A 16453-nucleotide genomic window follows, 5' to 3' on the forward strand; every position below is an offset into this window, starting at 1 on the left:
ACATCCTAAATTTTATTTATCATCTCATCGATTTTATCAATAGCTTCTTTGTTTGAACTTTCGATCAACTCTCTTAACAAAGATAAATCTTCTCTCAAAAGACTTCTCTTTTTTAATAAAGAAAGTTCATTTTCAAACTCAAATAATTTATCAACAGACCTTTGGATCATATCTGAGATTGCCTGTTTTGATTTATTGTTATTTTGAGCTATTTCATTTAGTGATAAATCCTCATTGTAGTAGCAATTAATGACATCTCTTTGTTTATCATTTAGTAATGAACCATAAGTGTCAAATAATTGAGCAACCTGTACTAATTTTTCCATATTCTCACCCGTCAAGTATTTTTCTTGACCTATAAAGTATACTAGATAAAAGAAAGCTTGTCAAGATATTTTACTGACCCTTTTAAATGTTTTATATATAGAAAATTCATTGATTTTTTTAATTATACAAATGAAAACCTGCTAACAAAAGTCAAGCTTAACCTGAAATTAATTTCAGGTTATTTGAGTAATTAAATTAGCGCATGGCAAATAAGCCGAAGTAAATAATCGGCTTTTTTTAGTGTTTTTCCAAATCTTATGCTACTTTTAATTCTTTTTTCTCGGCTTTTGCCTCCATAACTCTTGCGTAGTAGATTCTTAAGATGGAACATAGTCAAAAAATAAAACAAATACAAAATCCAGTTTAAGAAGTGCAAATGGATATAAAATACGTACCGTATGAATGTACTTTAAAAGCAATTAAAGCAGATATTAGACGATATTGTCACTAGGGACAATGTTAGTAGTTTATATTTAGGTCTTAGTATATATCTTATATGGAGTATGTGTAATAAAAGTTTAACCTATACAACATTTATTTTCTCTATTATAAAAAGAATTTGATATATAATTGTTTCTGGTGTATTATATTTGTATCAGATACAGATACTAATATAATATAAGAAGGATGTGGAAAAATGAAACTCTCAATAGAAACAATAAAGAATAGAGTTAGCGTACGAACATATGATAAAATTAAGGTTCCAGATTCAGTGGTGGATGATATAAAGAAATATATTGGTCAAATTGAAAATCCATTTCAGGTGCCAATTGATTTTCGAATCTTAGACGCAAAAGAACATAATCTTGGTAGTTCTGTAATTATTGGGGAGAACACATATGTAGCCGCAAAGTATAGAAAAGTGCTCAATGCGGAAATTGCGTTTGGTTATTCTTTTGAAAGGTTTATCCTCTTTGCAACATCGTTAGGACTAGCAACAGTATGGCTTGCTGGGACTATTGACAGAAAGGCGTTCGAAAATGCAATGCAGTTAAAAGAAGATGAAGTTATGCCTGCAGTATCGCCTATAGGATATGCCGCAAAAAAGCGTTCTGTAAGAGAAAATCTTATGAGAAAGGGACTTAAGTCAGATGATAGAGTATTATTTGAAAAACTGTTTTTCAAAGGGGATTTTCAGAATCCTTTGAAAGAGTCAGAAGCTAATCATTGGCTGATACCTTTACAAATGTTACGACTATCACCATCTGCAACAAATAAGCAACCTTGGAGGGTTGTTGTAGAGGAAAAGAGAGTTCATTTTTACGAAGAGAAAACAAAGGGATATGCACAAGAAAAGACAGGAGATATTCAGAAAGTAGATCTTGGAATTGCAATTTGCCATTTTGAAATTGCAGCTGAAGAACTAGGTTTAAAGGGGAATATAATCCAAAAAGACCCTGGCTTTACAATTCCAAAAAATACGGAATATATTGCAACATATGAATTAGAGGACTAAATGGATGTTAAATTCTCATCTGCTATTCATACTTTAATCTTAATTTCGGAGGCAGAAATACCCATTAGTTCAGAACATATTGCAAATAGCGTTGGCACAAATGCCAGTTATATCAGAAAGCTTACGAGTAGATTGAGTAAAGCAGGAATCATAGAAGGTCACAGAGGAGTTAGAGGATTTACCTTAAATAAGAGACCGAGTGATATTACTATGCTTGATATATACAGAGCAGTTATGCAAACTAATGCGACACACTTTTTTGATATCCACCAGAACCCAAATGATGAGTGTATTGTGGGACATAATATTAAACCAGTACTATCAGGTATCTTCCAAGAAATGGAAGAAAATCTTGAGAGGCAGTTATCAGGATTTACCCTGGATGAGTGTATAAATATCATGAGAAAGAATACAAACAAAAATAATAAAAAATTGAAGAAAATAAAATGAAAGCAATAGTTTTGAATAGATATGATAAACATGAAATAAATTTGGAGATTAGAGAAGTATATACTTACAACTCTGACTGCAATGTAAGAGTTTGAAATTATGGGTGTCAAGGCAGGTGAATCTATATTCATTTCAGGTGGTACAGGTAGCCTCGGAGCAATGGCAATTCCTATTGCAAAGAGTCTGGGGTTTACGGTTTATACAAATATAAGTACTGATAACGAGAAGCGTGTAAAGTTACTTGGTGTAGATCGATTTATTGATTATAAAAAAGAAAGTTATGTGGATGTATTGAATGGATATAGACTATGTTTTGGATATAATAGGAGATGAAGAGCTTCCTAATTAATTCAAGATACTGTCAGGGTCTTGTTAGATATATTATTTTGAATAGCAAAAAGGCTATGAGTTTGAATGCTCATAGCCTTTTATTTTTCGACCTAAAGTTTCCTTATTAAGTTAATTAAGTTTTCATTCTAATCCCTAATTCAGACAGCCTTTCTAGGAGTCTTTATTAAGGTCTTAACCAATCTGGAAGTGTCTCTTGATTTTCTTCATTTTTCTCACTATTTTCTTTGTCTTTAGGCTTTATTTCCTTATATTCATCAAGACTTGATGAATCCAAGGTGAACTTGAAGTCAATTTTTTCTTCTTTTCCTTTTCTAATAACAGAAATATTCGCACTATCTCCAACCCTATAGTTAAGTAAAATTTTCTTAAGTGATGACATATCCTTAACTTTTTTATCATCTATAGCAGTTATAATATCACCCTTTTGGAAATAATCACTGGCGTTATCGGAAACTGATTGAATATATACACCTTCACTTCTCCCAACCTTTTTCTCATCAATATTGTTGGATTTAAGTAAAAGGTCAAGATTTATACCAGTTATACCAAGATATACTGAGTTAAATTTACCAGTTTTCGAAATCTCATCTATAACAGTTTTTGCAAGATTAACAGGAATAGCAAAACCTATACCATCAGAATTACCTGCCTTTGCTGTATTTATTCCTATAAGTTCACCCTTATTGTTTAAAAGTGCACCACCTGAATTTCCTGAATTAATAGCTGCATCGGTTTGCATCAATCCATCCATTTGGGCTCCATTTTGGAATGATACTGTTCTATTTAAACCTGATATTATGCCACTTGTAACTGTAGATTGGAGTTCAAGTCCTAGAGGATTTCCTATAGCAACTGACCTATCTCCTACCTTAACCTTATCACTATCTCCTAAGGCAATAGCCGGAAGATTATTCTCTTCAACTTTTATAACAGCAAGATCAAGTGTGGTGTCATTCCAAATAAGCTTAGCTGGAAGAGTCTTATTGTTTGATAATAATACATTTATCTCACCAGCGTCGCCATCATCTACAACATGAGAATTAGTTAAAATATAACCATCTTTAGTTACTATGGAACCTGAGCCTACTCCTTCAACATAACCTGTTTGAGGACCAAAAATAGTATTTTGTGTAGCCTTAGTCTTGGTTGTAATACCTACAACAGAATTTATAGATTTCTCGACTACTGCTCTTTCCATAGTCATATCATCACTAGGTGATATATTTACAACACTTTCTTTTTCATTGCTATTATTACTCTTTATGGTATTATTGGAATTTTTAATAGAGCTACCTAAGAGTGTAAAAACTAAAAATCCACCCAAAATAGCTCCTATAAGGCCTGATAAAAAATTAGAAAATCCACCAGAACCATTATATCTTTTTCTCATATTTCCTCCTTGTATTTAATTAAACTTTTATTATATTATGTTACAGAAAAATGTAAATAATATGTTATAATATAAATCCATATTTAAAATTATATATAAATAAATATAATCATATCAGTATTATATTAGTTTTATACCTATTTTCAAGTTCTACTTATTTTTTTAGTAACTAGATATTTTAAACAAGGCATCATATAATAAATAAAAAATTATAAACAAAAATAAGAAACTGAATTTAAATGATATTATCGAGTTTTTATTCTAAATATCTAAATGATTGTAAATATGTCTATGGCTTAATTTCATATATAATTTAGTGATATTAACATTCCAACATATTGATTAGGTTAAGATAATTTGCATATCTAGAATTCATTGAAAAATATTTATAATTTTATATTTTACAAATAAAAGCATCGACAAAACCAATAATTAGTAATTGTCGATGCTCTAAGTAACTGCCATAAGCAAGATTCTTATACTATTTTATCTTATCTTATTTTGAATAGTCGTAGAATCCTTTACCAGTTTTTCTACCTAAATCTCCAGCCCTTACCATTTGTCTTAATAATGGACTTGGACGATATTTGCTATCACCAAATTCATTAAATAATACTTCCATTATAGCAAGACATGTATCAAGTCCTATAAGATCGGCTAAAGCTAAAGGTCCCATTGGATGATTTGCTCCAAGTTGCATTCCCTTATCAATGTCTTCTACACTTGCAAGACCATCATATAAAACTCCAATTCCCTCATTAATCATTGGAATAAGAAGTCTGTTTACAACAAATCCTGGTCCTTCTTTAACTTCAATAGGTTGTTTACCTAGTTCTTCTGCTAATTTAAAGATTTTTTCATTTGTATCATCACTTGTATGGAGTCCTCTAATAACTTCAACAAGCTTCATCACTGGTACTGGATTAAAGAAGTGCATTCCAATGACATTTTCAGGTCTATTTGTAGATGCTGCTATATCTGTAATTGATAAAGATGATGTATTAGATGCAAGAATTGCTCCTTCTTTTACTACTTCATCTAATTCTTTAAAAATATCTTTTTTAAGACTTGGGTTTTCTGTAGCTGCTTCGATAACTACATCACATTCAGCTAAGTCTTTGATATCTGTTGTATAGCTGATGTTTTTTAAAGCTTTTTCTTTTTCATCTTCGGTCATTCTTTCTTTAGAAACTTGTTTGCTATAGTCTTTTTCGATTCTAGCTTTTGCCTTTTCTAAGAATTCATCTTTGATGTCTCTTACTACAACCTCATGGAATTTGGCACATACTTCAACAATGCCGCCTCCCATAATTCCTGAACCAATTACTCCGATTTTCATATTTGCTCCTTTTTTTAATTAAAGTTTCGATTTGTTTGTTAAATTAATAACTTATATTATTATTATAACATGACTTTATTATTTTGACAAGGTATATTGATTTTTTTTTAACTATTTGTTAGATTTTCTCCAAATCTTCATTTTTTCAGCTTCTTTTATAAGTTCATCTCTTACATCTGGGTGGGCAATTGATATCAATTTTTCAGTTCTTTCCCATAAAGATTGTCCTTTAAGATTAACTATACCATATTCTGTAGCAACATAATGTGTATTTGCTCTTGTCCCTGTAGGTTGTGTTCCCAATTTTAAGGTTGGTACTATGTTTGAATGTCTCTTACCTTCCTTATCTACTCTTGATGAAAGAAGTGTTACAAATGATTTACCTCCCTTAGAATTATATGCCCCAAGCATAAAATCTAAAGCTCCACCTGAGCCTGAGATATGTTTAGTTCCAGAACTTTCAGCTGAAACCATACCATTAAGATCAATTTCTAGAGCTGAATTTATTGACATAAAATTATCTAAAGCAGATATTTGTTTCATTCCATTACAGTAATCAACTGGGGCTGCCATTAATTCTTCATTATTGTCTATATAATCATATAATTCTTGGCTACCTGCAGCAAAGGCATAAACTTGCCTACCCCTATCGATGTTTTTCTTATTACCTGTTATAATTCCAGCTTTTGATAATTCAACAAAACTATCTACATACATTTCAGTATGTACTCCTAAATCTTTAAGATCAGACTTAGCTATTTCATTTCCTATAGCTGTTGGAAGACCTCCTATACCAATTTGAAGTGTTGCTCCATCCACTAATTCATCTACTACAAATTTTGCAACCTTTTTATCAAGTTCATTAGGTGTTGGTTGAGGTATTGTTTTCATATCTGGGTTTGAGCCTTCTATTATATAATCAACATCTTTTATATTTATATAATTTTCAAAGCCACCTAGTCCTCTTGGTACATTTTTATTTACTTCAACTATGACTACATCTGAGTTTTCTATAGCTGCATGTAAATGTGATGCTGAAATACCAAAGTTGAAATTTCCATGATCATCTATTGGTGTTGCTTGAGTTATAAAGACATTTGATTTTCTTATAGATGTTCTATAATAATTTGGAAGTTCTGAGTATTTTATTGGTGCATAAAAAGCACGTCCTGCATTTACTAATTTTCTTAAAATACCAAGTGAATGCCATGAATTATAAACAAAGTGTTCATTGTTTGGATCAGCATCAAATATTTTGAACTGTTCGAGTTCTACTCCTGCTCTGACAACGATATCATTTAGATTTGTAATTTCCTTTGCAAAGGCTTCATCAAAATCATGTGGTGTAATAACACCCCAAGAATAATCTACAACATCCCCATCCTTAACAAGCTTAGCAGCGTCTTCAGCACTAATTAGCTTTTCTTTATATTGTTTACTAAAATCCATCTTACTCCTCCTAATCTTAATAAAATTTAAGGATGAGATTGATCTCATCCTTAATCATTTGAGATACCCTTAAAGATATACCCATTATTGAAAAAAATATTTAATTATTTATTGAGCTTTTCTTTTATTAATTGCTTCTGTAAGTTTTGGAACTACTTCGAATAAATCCCCTACTATACCATAATCAGCTCTTGCAAAAATAGGAGCTTCTGGGTCTTTATTAATAGCAATTACAGTATCAGCAGCATTAATTCCAGCCAAGTGTTGGATAGCTCCAGATATACCTACAGCTATATATATTCTAGGTCCTACAGTTTTACCTGATTGTCCTACTTGGTGAGAGTGTGAAATCCAACCAGCATCTACTGCAGCACGGCTTGAGCCAACTGTACCACCTAATGCATCAGCTAAGTCTTTGATTATTGAGAAATTTTTAGGATCTCCTAATCCACGACCTCCAGAAACTATAAATTCAGCTCCTACTAAGTCTACTTCTTCTCCTTCTTCTCTAGGAATAAAATCAAGTATTTTAGTTCTTACTTCCCCATCAAATGTTATATCTTCATCTATAATATCAATTTCATCTTTTGCACCAACAGCCTCTTTTTTAAATACTCCTGGTCTTACTGTACCCATTTGTGGTCTATGTTCAGGACATAAAATCATAGCCATAAGGTTACCACCAAAGGCAGGTCTTGTCCATCTTACATCCTTTGTTTCTGTATCTATATCAAGTTCTGTACAGTCTGCTGTAAGACCTGTATGAAGTCTTGCTGCTATTCTTGGTCCTAAATCTCTTCCTAGGTTTGTAGCTCCAATTAAAATAATATTAGGATTATGTTTTTTAACTAATTTTTCAATTGCATCTGTGTAAACTTCTGTATTATAATCTTTATAAACTTCATTATCAATTGTGATAATTCCGTCTACACCATATTCTTTAACTTCTTCTTTTGCCTTATCAACACCAGAACCAATTATAACTGCATAAAGTTTTTCGCCTATAGCATCAGCCATTCTTCTTCCTGGATTCATAAGTTCAAGGCCTACATTTACAGCCTTTCCTTCTTGATTTGTTTCAACAATTACCCAAAGATTTTTGTTATCTGACATTTCTAAATCCTCCTAAATAAGTTTTGCATCTGCAAGAGCATTTACTAACTTATCTACAGAATCACTAGCATTTTCTTCATTGAAGATTTCTCCTGCTTTATTTTGTTCAGGTGTATAAGATTTCTTAACTCTTGTTGGTGAACCATTAAGACCTATTGCTGTTTCATCAATATTTTCTTTAAGATCTTCAAAAGTAATTTCTTCTATTGTAGCTTTTTTAGCCTTCATTTTGTTTTTGATTTTAGGATATCTAAGCTCTTCATCTCCGTATTTAGTAAATGTTACTAAAGCTGGCATTTTAACTTGAAGATTTCTTGCTCCACCTTCAACTTCTTGTAAAACTTTAATACCTTCGTCATTAACTTCTGCAGTATAGCCATAAGTTACTTGTGGAAGATCTAAATGTTCAGCAATTTCAGGTCCTACTTGAGCTGTATCACCATCTATGGCTTGGAGACCACAGAAGATTAAATCATAGTCACCTTCTCTTTTAGCTACTTCCTTTAAAGCTTCAGATATAATATAACTTGTAGCAAGTGTATCAGAGCCACCAAATTTTCTATCTGTAACTAAGTAAGCCTTATCAGCCCCAACAGCTAATGTATCTCTTAACATTGATTCTGCTTGATTAGGTCCCATAGATACAACAACTATCTTAACATTTTCAGGATCTTTATCCTTTATTCTCAATGCTTGTTCTAGTGCAAAAGCATCATAAGTATTTAGAATACTTGGCACACCCTTTCTAATTAATGTGTTAGTTTCAGGATTAATTTTTATCTCATTAGTATCTGGAACTTGTTTAGCACATACAAAAATATTCATTTCATTCCCCCTAATTTAAAATTCAGTGTAATCTATTATCTTAAAAGTGCTCCTGATACTACCATCAGCATAACTTCTGAAGTACCTTCATAGATTTCTGTAATTTTGGCATCTCTCATCATTCTTTCAACATCATATTCCTTGATATATCCATATCCACCAAGAATTTGAACTGCTCTATTAGCTACAAATGATGCTGTTCTAGATGCTTTAAGTTTTGCTGCAGCAGCTGCTACTGTATAGCTTTCTCCAGCATCTTTTAACTTAGCTGCATTATAAACTAAGTTTCTTGCTGCTTCTATTTCAATAGCCATTTCAGCTAATTTAAATTGTGTATTTTGGAATTTTGCTAAAGGACGTCCAAATTGTTCTCTTTCTTTAGAATATTGAACAGCTTTTTCTAAAGCACCTTCTGCTATTCCTAAAGCTTGAGCTGCTATACCAATTCTTCCACCATCAAGAGTAGCCATAGCTATCTTAAATCCTTTACCAAGCTCTCCTAGTAAATTTTCTTTTGGTATTCTGCAATCTTGAAAGATTAATTCCCTTGTAGATGAACCATTGATTCCCATTTTGTTTTCTAAAGTACCAAAGTCAAATCCCTTTGTTCCTTTTTCAACTATGAACGCAGAAATTCCTCTAGTTCCTTGTTCCTTATCTGTCATAGCAAATATTACATAAACATCGGCATATCCACCATTTGTTATAAATATTTTTGTTCCATTTAATACATATTCATCACCATCAAGCTTTGCAACTGTTTGTTGTCCTGATGCATCAGTACCTGCATTAGGTTCTGTAAGACCAAATGCACCTAATTTTTCTCCACTTGCAAGTGGTGCAAGATATTTTTTCTTTTGTTCATCATTTGCAAATTTATTAATGCAATCTGCACATAATGATGTGTGAGCAGAAAGGATTACACCTGTTGAAGCACAATATTTTGAAATTTCTTCAACTGCTAATATATATGTAAGTGTATCTGCACCTTGTCCACCATATTCTTCATCGAATGGTATACCAAAGAAACCTAATTCTTGCATTTTTTTAATGGTTTCTTCTGGAAACATATGTTCTTCGTCAACTTTTTGTGCTAATGGTTTTACTTCTGCTTCAGCGAAGCTATGAAACATCTCTCTCATTTCTTCATATTCTTCTGATAATTTATACATGTTTTCTCCTAAATAATTTTCCTTATTTTGCGTTCAGTATCAAGAAAGCAATCTCTAGAAACATTTTAATACTCATGTTATTATATTAACAATCGTAACCAAGCTTGTCAAGTCTAAAAGCTAAAATTTTATCAAGTTTTTTAGAAATGACTTGAATTTACTGTATTTTTTTTAACTAACATTACGTCATAGATAGCTAAATCCAAAACCCAATTCATTATTATGATATCATAAATACCTTATCAGTCAAATTATTATCAAATATGTAAAAATCAATCTGAAAATGTTTTATATATTATTTTATTATTTGCTATTATTTTATTAGATTACTTTAGAGTTTTCTAAAAATTTTACCTTTTATAATTAAGAAAAATAACATTGTTTATCTATATTTGCCCATGTAATATATTTCTTTATTTTCCTAACATTTAGTACAATTATGTAAAAACTTTAATTTTATTTTATCAAGTGTTATAATCAGTATACAAAATTTACATATCTATATTAGGTAGGAGGATTTATGGATTATAACAAAATCAATGACAATATTATTGAAAAAATTAAAAGTGCAGTCAAAGGAGCAGTTTATGTTGGAGATGAAGTTAACGAAGACTTCTTTCATGATGAGATGCCAATATATGGAGAAGGTATTCCCGATTGTCTAGTTGATGCTACTTGCAAAGAGGATGTAGCAAATATTATGAAAATCTGTAATGAAGAAAAAATACCTGTCATTGCAAGAGGTGCTGGAACTGGTCTTACAGGAGCAGGCGTGGCAATTAAAAATGGCATCATGATTAATATGCAATCTATGAATAAAATTCTAGAATTTGATGAAGAAAATATGATTGTAAGGGTAGAACCAGGCGTTTTACTTAATGATTTAGCTAAAGTTTGTCTTGATAAGGGCTATCTTTATCCACCAGATCCAGGTGAAAAATTTGCTACCTTAGGTGGGAATGTTTCTTTGAATGCTGGAGGAATGCGTGCAGTAAAATATGGTACAACCAGAGATTATGTAAGAAAAATGGAAGTTGTTCTTCCAACAGGAGAAATTACAGAATTTGGATCTATTGTTTCAAAATCATCTACCGGATATTCTTTGAAAGATTTAATGGTAGGAAGCGAAGGTACACTTGCCATAATTACAGAATTAACCTTAAAAATTGTACCAAATCCAAAATATATTGTTAGCTTAATTGTGCCTTTTGAAAGCTTAAACAATTGTATCTCTACCGTTCCAAAGCTATTTCAAAACAATCTAAATCCACAAGCTATTGAATTTATGGAAAGAGATATAGTTATAGCTAGTGAAAAATACATAGGAAAGGAAACTTTTCCTAAAAAACTTGATGGTATTGATGCTGGAGCCTATCTTCTTATAAGCTTTGATGGTGATGATGAAGATTTAATTGATAATACTCTAGAGCAAGCCGCAGAAATTCTAATCAAAAATGGAGCGATAGATGTCTTAGTCGCAGATACTCCAAACTCTATAAAAGATGCATGGGCTGCAAGGAATTCTTTTTTGGAAGCTATTGAAAGCCAATACAAACTATTAGATGAGTGTGATGTTGTAGTTCCTGTTACAAAAATTGCTGATTATATTAACTTTGTCAATAAGGAGAGCAAATCTTATATCTTTGATGTTAAGTCATTTGGTCATGCTGGTGATGGGAACCTTCATATATATACTCTTTCAAATGAAGTTGATAAGATTAAGCAATTTAAAGAAGAAGTTGACAAATTCATGTCTATAATATATGAAAAAGCCTATGAAATGGGTGGTAAAATTTCTGGAGAACATGGTATAGGTTTTGGAAAGAAAAAATATCTTAAAAATTTTGAAGGTGACGTTAATATTAGACTTATGAGAGCTATAAAAAAAGCTTTTGATCCAAATATGATTCTAAATCCTGATAAGGTAATAGCTATATCAGAATGATTACCGATAGATAATTAAGAGAGTTTGCATTTTTACACATATAACTTTCTAAGATATATATAAATATAAACATATTATAAGGGCTGTTGCAAAATGAATTAATCATTACAAACCTCTCCACGACAATTTGACCTCCATAGGCTGTCAGGCTATTGTCAATTATCTATGGGTAACTTGTAATGGTGGAACATAGAAATTCATAATTTTGCAACATCCCCTTATACATAATATTGCAATCTACAGATAAATTATAATATTAAATATTATACTAAATAATTTATAAAACATTTAAACTTATTTTGATATTAAGTAAATTCACATATTATTTAAATTAATTTCTAATTTTATAATATTTAATTGATTCTTTGTATAGTTTTATTAGATTTTACAATAAGACTCCTATTAAATTACTTTCATCTTTAATTAACTTAATTATAGAATTTATATACAAAAAATTTTTATACTTTATGATAGTAAACTTTAGATTATTAAAAATCTCCTAATTTAGTTTCTTCATATAATTTCTATATGACTCATATACCTTAGTATAGCCATCTTTTTTTAGGATATCTTCTACATAAGCTCTAATGGTTTTAGTTGATATAATTTTTTTCCATTCTTTTTTCACTATCTTTTCTATATCACCTTTTATAATTTCCAAATCAGAACTATTAAGTGGTGACTCTACTTCTTTTGCTGCGTTTTCAACAGATAAAGCTATCTTATCAATGCTAAAGGGTTCAATCTTTGTGCTCTTCTTTTTTACATATAATTCATCATCTATAAAATTTTCTATAACTTCTAATTTGGCCTTATCGAGTTGACTTGACATTTCTTCAATTGATAAGTTTTTTTTATCATAGTAGCTTAAAATTAATTTTGTTATATCTAACATAACTTTCCCCCTTATTTACTTTTTATATATTTACCCTAATTCTAAAAAATGAATGAGTTAAAATAAATAAATTCTAATACAAATTTAATTTCTATCGTTTTTTAGACATATAAATATCTTTAATAATACTTATACAATTATTAATTCCTATAGAAGAACTATCTAAGCAAATATTATAATTATTTGCATCTCCAAATCTTTTTTTAGTATAGTAATTATAAAATGTACTTCTCATTTCATCGACTTTTTCCATCTCTTCTTTAATATTACCCTTAATCTTATATTGGACTTTTACCCTTTCAACCCTACTTGGAAAATCTGCAAATATAAAAACTTTTATTAAGTTGTCCTTATTTTTAAGTATATCATCAGCGTTTCTTCCTAGGAAAATACAATCCTCTTTATTTGCTAAATCTATTATTTCTTTTTCAACATATTGATATTCTTGTTGTTGTATAGCTGACTGTATAGTACTGAGAGAAAGGCTATCTTGAAATAATTGCAAACTTTTACTAGGCTCATTATTTGATTCTATATGTTTTTTATATAGATAGTCTTTATCATAATAAGGTATATTTAATTCTTTTGAAAGCTTTTGTGCAATTTCTAAACCTCCATTTCCATATTTACTACTAATTGTAATAACTACAGAATTATCTTTACTACTAGTTAATGATTTATTATTTAATTCATTTGCCCATTCAAAACCCTTTTTTGCCATTAAAACTGCAATGATTTCATTAATTACTGCTGCAGCTGCTATAGTACCTTGTAGAATCTTTGCACTTTCTGGTGCTGGATTCTTTAAAGCATTAACTGCTATACCAGTAAATACTAAAGAAACTCCTGAATGTGGTAATAAGGTAAAACCCAAATATTTTTTAACCGTATTAGGTAATTTTGTTATGCTCGCTCCAAAATATGCTCCAAAATATTTTCCAATGGCACGTGCAAGAATATAAATTACAGTATACAATCCAGCTCCCGTAATCAAGGCATAATCAAGTGGCATCCCTAAATTAAGAATGACAAATATAAGAGCTATTCCTAATATTGGATTAAAATATGAGATCATATGATCTAACCTATCTTCTTGAACCATATTTGAAAATGTGGCAGAAAACGCCATACCAATTATCATAAAGTTGAGCATAGGTCTTGGCATAATAAAATAATTAAAGAAAAGGCCAATTATTGAAGTTAAAATAATTGATAATATCATTACTATAAGTGTATTTTTTCTATTTGTTTTTTTCTTTAATAGAGGACTAAATAATAATCCACACCCTATCCCTATTATTACAGGAAGTAAAACAGTCAAAACTATAATATATGATGGTAATCCAGTTTGTGAAAAATTGCTCATTACAAACGCCATAACTGAAAAGAAAACAACCACACCTACCATATCATCAAGAACCGCCATTGGAATCAATGTCCTAGTTACTGGTCCATTTGTTTCATATTCACGAACAACAGACAAGGCTGGTGCTGGTGCTGTTGCTAAGGCAATTCCACCAAAAATTATACTCAGATATATAGGAATATTAGTCATATAAAATATAATTGCAAACATTAAAGATACAAATAAAAAAGTTCCCAAAGACTGTGTTAATGTTGTAATAATAATTGATATTCCATACTTTTTTATTCTCTTGAATACCAGTTCTGTCCCAATCATTAAACCAGCTGTACATTCCAAAATATTTATAAAGACCTTATACCAAGTTTGCTCTAATATTGATTCATTCATTAGAGACAAGGCATGTGGTCCTAAAATCATACCTGCAATAAGCCAACCCAATATTGCTGGCATCTTTATTTTTGTAATAATTTTTCCAAATAAATAAACCAATATAAAAGTAATTAATAATTGCAAAATTGAAATAACCATAAAAACCTCCTAGTACTTACTATCTATATAAAATTATCTTTATTACTTACATCATATTTTTCTAAAATTAATCAATATTTTTCTCTTTAAATAGATTATAAAAACCATAATTAAAATATATTTATAAATGATTAAACAATATATATCACCCTCTATCTTTACTTCTTATCTTATTTACTTTTGATAGTAATATCTTTTGATTTCCATATCTCTTTCTTTAAAGTTTAAAAAGTAAATTATACTATCGAAAAAGTTTCTTTTTTATTATCTATTAATTAATACATGTTAACAATTTTTCATTTTTAGGTCAATATCAAAACAAAAAAGATATCATCATTTTTTGCTATGATGATATCTTTTTTCTTAATTTTTAATTTCTTATTTTTTTGTATAATTCGGTGATTCTCTTGTAATTTGGATATCATGAGGATGATTTTCTACAAGAGTTGCAGGAGAAATCTTAATAAATTTAGATTTTTCTTCTAATTCATTTAAATTAGAAGCCCCAACATACCCCATACCAGAACGAAGTCCTCCAAGTAATTGATAGATTACATCTCCTACAAATCCCTTTAGAGCAACCCTTCCCTCTACTCCTTCTGGAACAAATTTTTTGGTATCATTTTGAAAATATCTATCACTTGAGCCTGATTTCATGGCAGAAAGTGAACCCATACCTCTATATTCTTTGTATTGTTTACCTTCAAACATTATTGTCTCACCCGGAGATTCTTCTGTTCCTGCAAATAATGAACCTGCCATTATTACACTAGCTCCACAAGCTAAAGCCTTTGTAATATCTCCAGAATATTTGATACCACCATCGGCAATTATTGGTGTATTTGATTCTTTAGCTGCTTTTACACATTCAATTATTGCAGTAATCTGTGGCACACCAACACCTGTTACAACTCTAGTTGTACAAATTGAACCTGGTCCTATACCTACCTTAACTGCATCTACTCCTGCTTTTATTAAATCTCTTGTAGCATCTCCTGTAGCTACATTACCAGCTATAACTTGAAGATCTGGATAAGATAATTTAATCTTTTTTATAGCTTCAAGAACTCCTTTTGAATGACCATGAGCTGTATCAACAGTAACAACATCAACATTTGCCTCTGTCAAAGCTCTAATCCTATCCATCATATCACGAGTTATTCCAACTGCAGCGCCAACTAAAAGCCTGTCTTTGTCATCTCTTGCAGAGTTTGGATATTGCCTAGATTTTTCTATATCTTTTATAGTTATAAGTCCTTTTAATTTATAATTATCATCAACGATAGGAAGTTTTTCTACCTTACCAGATTCCATTTTTTTGACAGCTTCTTCCATACTAATTCCTTCATAACCTACAATTAATTTATCTTTGGTCATTATGTCTCCGATTACAACATTTACGTCATTTTGGAATCTTACGTCTCTATTTGTCAAAATACCCTTAAGGGTCATTTCATCATCAACTATAGGCACACCTGATATTTTATAGTTTGACATTATTTCAAGAGCATCTTTTAACAAGTTCTCAGCTTTTAGATAGAAAGGATCAGTGATTACACCATGCTCACTTCTTTTAACTCTGTCAACTTCTTTGGCTTGTTCTTCTATTGACATATTTTTATGAATTATTCCAATACCACCTTGTCTTGCCATTGCTATAGCCATTTTTGACTCTGTAACTGTATCCATTGAGGCTGACATCAATGGTATATTAAGCTTAATCTTTTTAGTTAAATTTGTTTTAAGATCTACCTCATTTGGTAGGACTTCAGATGGTCCTGGAACTAGTAGCAAATCATCAAATGTTAAACCTTCTCCAATTATTCTCATGTATCCTCCATATTTCT

Annotated in this window: 14 protein-coding genes; 4 read left to right on the plus strand and 10 right to left on the minus strand. The window is 30.5% G+C overall.

The genetic code is table 11. The annotated features are described in order from the left end of the window. Positions 1 to 5: 5 nt before the first annotated feature. Positions 6 to 326: a YlxM family DNA-binding protein gene (ylxM, locus tag SOR60_RS07340; protein ID WP_154541663.1), complete on the minus strand. Its 321-nt coding sequence runs from the start codon at positions 324 to 326 to the stop codon at positions 6 to 8. A 638-nt stretch (positions 327 to 964) separates the two neighbouring features. On the opposite strand from ylxM, the gene SOR60_RS07345 reads away from it, so the two are divergent. The 3 genes from SOR60_RS07345 to SOR60_RS07355 all read left to right on the plus strand — a co-directional run bounded on the left by SOR60_RS07345 (position 965) and on the right by SOR60_RS07355 (position 2566). Further along, on the plus strand, positions 965 to 1783 hold the full coding sequence (locus tag SOR60_RS07345) for a nitroreductase family protein (RefSeq protein WP_154541665.1): 819 nt from the start codon (positions 965 to 967) through the stop codon (positions 1781 to 1783). Further along, on the plus strand, positions 1784 to 2233 hold the full coding sequence (locus SOR60_RS07350; protein WP_154541667.1) for an Rrf2 family transcriptional regulator: 450 nt from the start codon (positions 1784 to 1786) through the stop codon (positions 2231 to 2233). Positions 2234 to 2332: 99 nt separating this feature from the next. After that, the gene (locus SOR60_RS07355) at positions 2333 to 2566 is read left to right on the plus strand and encodes an MDR/zinc-dependent alcohol dehydrogenase-like family protein (RefSeq protein ID WP_216629210.1); all 234 of its coding nucleotides are present in this window, start codon (positions 2333 to 2335) and stop codon (positions 2564 to 2566) included. Between the two features lie 181 nt (positions 2567 to 2747). On the opposite strand, the gene SOR60_RS07360 is transcribed toward SOR60_RS07355, so the two are convergent. The 6 genes from SOR60_RS07360 to SOR60_RS07385 all read right to left on the minus strand — a co-directional run bounded on the left by SOR60_RS07360 (position 2748) and on the right by SOR60_RS07385 (position 9872). Continuing rightward, entirely contained in the window at positions 2748 to 3974 is a 1227-nt protein-coding gene (locus SOR60_RS07360; protein WP_154541189.1) for a S1C family serine protease, read from the minus strand. A gap of 496 nt (positions 3975 to 4470) precedes the next feature. Beyond that, entirely contained in the window at positions 4471 to 5313 is an 843-nt protein-coding gene (locus SOR60_RS07365) for a 3-hydroxybutyryl-CoA dehydrogenase (RefSeq protein ID WP_320595610.1), read from the minus strand. A 111-nt stretch (positions 5314 to 5424) separates the two neighbouring features. Continuing rightward, positions 5425 to 6762 (minus strand): acetyl-CoA hydrolase/transferase C-terminal domain-containing protein, encoded by a 1338-nt coding sequence (locus SOR60_RS07370; protein WP_320595611.1) that lies wholly within the window; start codon positions 6760 to 6762, stop codon positions 5425 to 5427. A gap of 108 nt (positions 6763 to 6870) precedes the next feature. Continuing rightward, complete coding sequence (locus SOR60_RS07375; protein ID WP_154541195.1) at positions 6871 to 7875, minus strand: electron transfer flavoprotein subunit alpha/FixB family protein; 1005 nt, start codon at positions 7873 to 7875, stop codon at positions 6871 to 6873. Between the two features lie 12 nt (positions 7876 to 7887). Continuing rightward, positions 7888 to 8700: an electron transfer flavoprotein subunit beta/FixA family protein gene (locus SOR60_RS07380; RefSeq protein ID WP_154541197.1), complete on the minus strand. Its 813-nt coding sequence runs from the start codon at positions 8698 to 8700 to the stop codon at positions 7888 to 7890. 35 nt (positions 8701 to 8735) lie between these two features. Beyond that, entirely contained in the window at positions 8736 to 9872 is a 1137-nt protein-coding gene (locus SOR60_RS07385) for an acyl-CoA dehydrogenase (RefSeq protein WP_154541199.1), read from the minus strand. 520 nt (positions 9873 to 10392) lie between these two features. Between SOR60_RS07385 and SOR60_RS07390 the strand changes: the two genes are divergently transcribed. Then, the gene (locus SOR60_RS07390) at positions 10393 to 11817 is read left to right on the plus strand and encodes an FAD-binding oxidoreductase (RefSeq protein WP_320595612.1); all 1425 of its coding nucleotides are present in this window, start codon (positions 10393 to 10395) and stop codon (positions 11815 to 11817) included. A gap of 499 nt (positions 11818 to 12316) precedes the next feature. Here SOR60_RS07390 and SOR60_RS07395 read toward each other — a convergent pair whose 3' ends face one another. The 3 genes from SOR60_RS07395 to guaB all read right to left on the minus strand — a co-directional run bounded on the left by SOR60_RS07395 (position 12317) and on the right by guaB (position 16436). Further along, positions 12317 to 12712 (minus strand): ATP cone domain-containing protein, encoded by a 396-nt coding sequence (locus SOR60_RS07395; RefSeq protein WP_154541203.1) that lies wholly within the window; start codon positions 12710 to 12712, stop codon positions 12317 to 12319. A gap of 91 nt (positions 12713 to 12803) precedes the next feature. After that, positions 12804 to 14606, minus strand: a complete 1803-nt coding sequence (locus SOR60_RS07400; RefSeq protein ID WP_320595613.1) for a cytidylate kinase family protein — start codon at positions 14604 to 14606, stop codon at positions 12804 to 12806. Positions 14607 to 14984: 378 nt separating this feature from the next. After that, positions 14985 to 16436, minus strand: coding sequence for an IMP dehydrogenase (guaB, locus tag SOR60_RS07405; RefSeq protein ID WP_154541207.1), 1452 nt, complete (start codon positions 16434 to 16436; stop codon positions 14985 to 14987). Positions 16437 to 16453 lie beyond the last annotated feature (17 nt).

The sequence above is a fragment of the Anaerococcus porci genome (assembly GCF_034090325.1).
Classification (GTDB): domain Bacteria; phylum Bacillota; class Clostridia; order Tissierellales; family Peptoniphilaceae; genus Anaerococcus; species Anaerococcus porci.

Bases quoted from the DNA above. Each gene is read 5' to 3' on its own strand.
- ylxM (WP_154541663.1), bottom strand. From the start codon at position 326: ATGGAAAAATTAGTACAGGTTGCTCAATTATTTGACACTTATGGTTCA.
- SOR60_RS07345 (WP_154541665.1), top strand. From the start codon at position 965: ATGAAACTCTCAATAGAAACAATAAAGAATAGAGTTAGCGTACGAACA.
- SOR60_RS07350 (WP_154541667.1), top strand. From the start codon at position 1,784: ATGGATGTTAAATTCTCATCTGCTATTCATACTTTAATCTTAATTTCG.
- SOR60_RS07355 (WP_216629210.1), top strand. From the start codon at position 2,333: ATGGGTGTCAAGGCAGGTGAATCTATATTCATTTCAGGTGGTACAGGT.
- SOR60_RS07360 (WP_154541189.1), bottom strand. From the start codon at position 3,974: ATGAGAAAAAGATATAATGGTTCTGGTGGATTTTCTAATTTTTTATCA.
- SOR60_RS07365 (WP_320595610.1), bottom strand. From the start codon at position 5,313: ATGAAAATCGGAGTAATTGGTTCAGGAATTATGGGAGGCGGCATTGTT.
- SOR60_RS07370 (WP_320595611.1), bottom strand. From the start codon at position 6,762: ATGGATTTTAGTAAACAATATAAAGAAAAGCTAATTAGTGCTGAAGAC.
- SOR60_RS07375 (WP_154541195.1), bottom strand. From the start codon at position 7,875: ATGTCAGATAACAAAAATCTTTGGGTAATTGTTGAAACAAATCAAGAA.
- SOR60_RS07380 (WP_154541197.1), bottom strand. From the start codon at position 8,700: ATGAATATTTTTGTATGTGCTAAACAAGTTCCAGATACTAATGAGATA.
- SOR60_RS07385 (WP_154541199.1), bottom strand. From the start codon at position 9,872: ATGTATAAATTATCAGAAGAATATGAAGAAATGAGAGAGATGTTTCAT.
- SOR60_RS07390 (WP_320595612.1), top strand. From the start codon at position 10,393: ATGGATTATAACAAAATCAATGACAATATTATTGAAAAAATTAAAAGT.
- SOR60_RS07395 (WP_154541203.1), bottom strand. From the start codon at position 12,712: ATGTTAGATATAACAAAATTAATTTTAAGCTACTATGATAAAAAAAAC.
- SOR60_RS07400 (WP_320595613.1), bottom strand. From the start codon at position 14,606: ATGGTTATTTCAATTTTGCAATTATTAATTACTTTTATATTGGTTTAT.
- guaB (WP_154541207.1), bottom strand. From the start codon at position 16,436: ATGAGAATAATTGGAGAAGGTTTAACATTTGATGATTTGCTACTAGTT.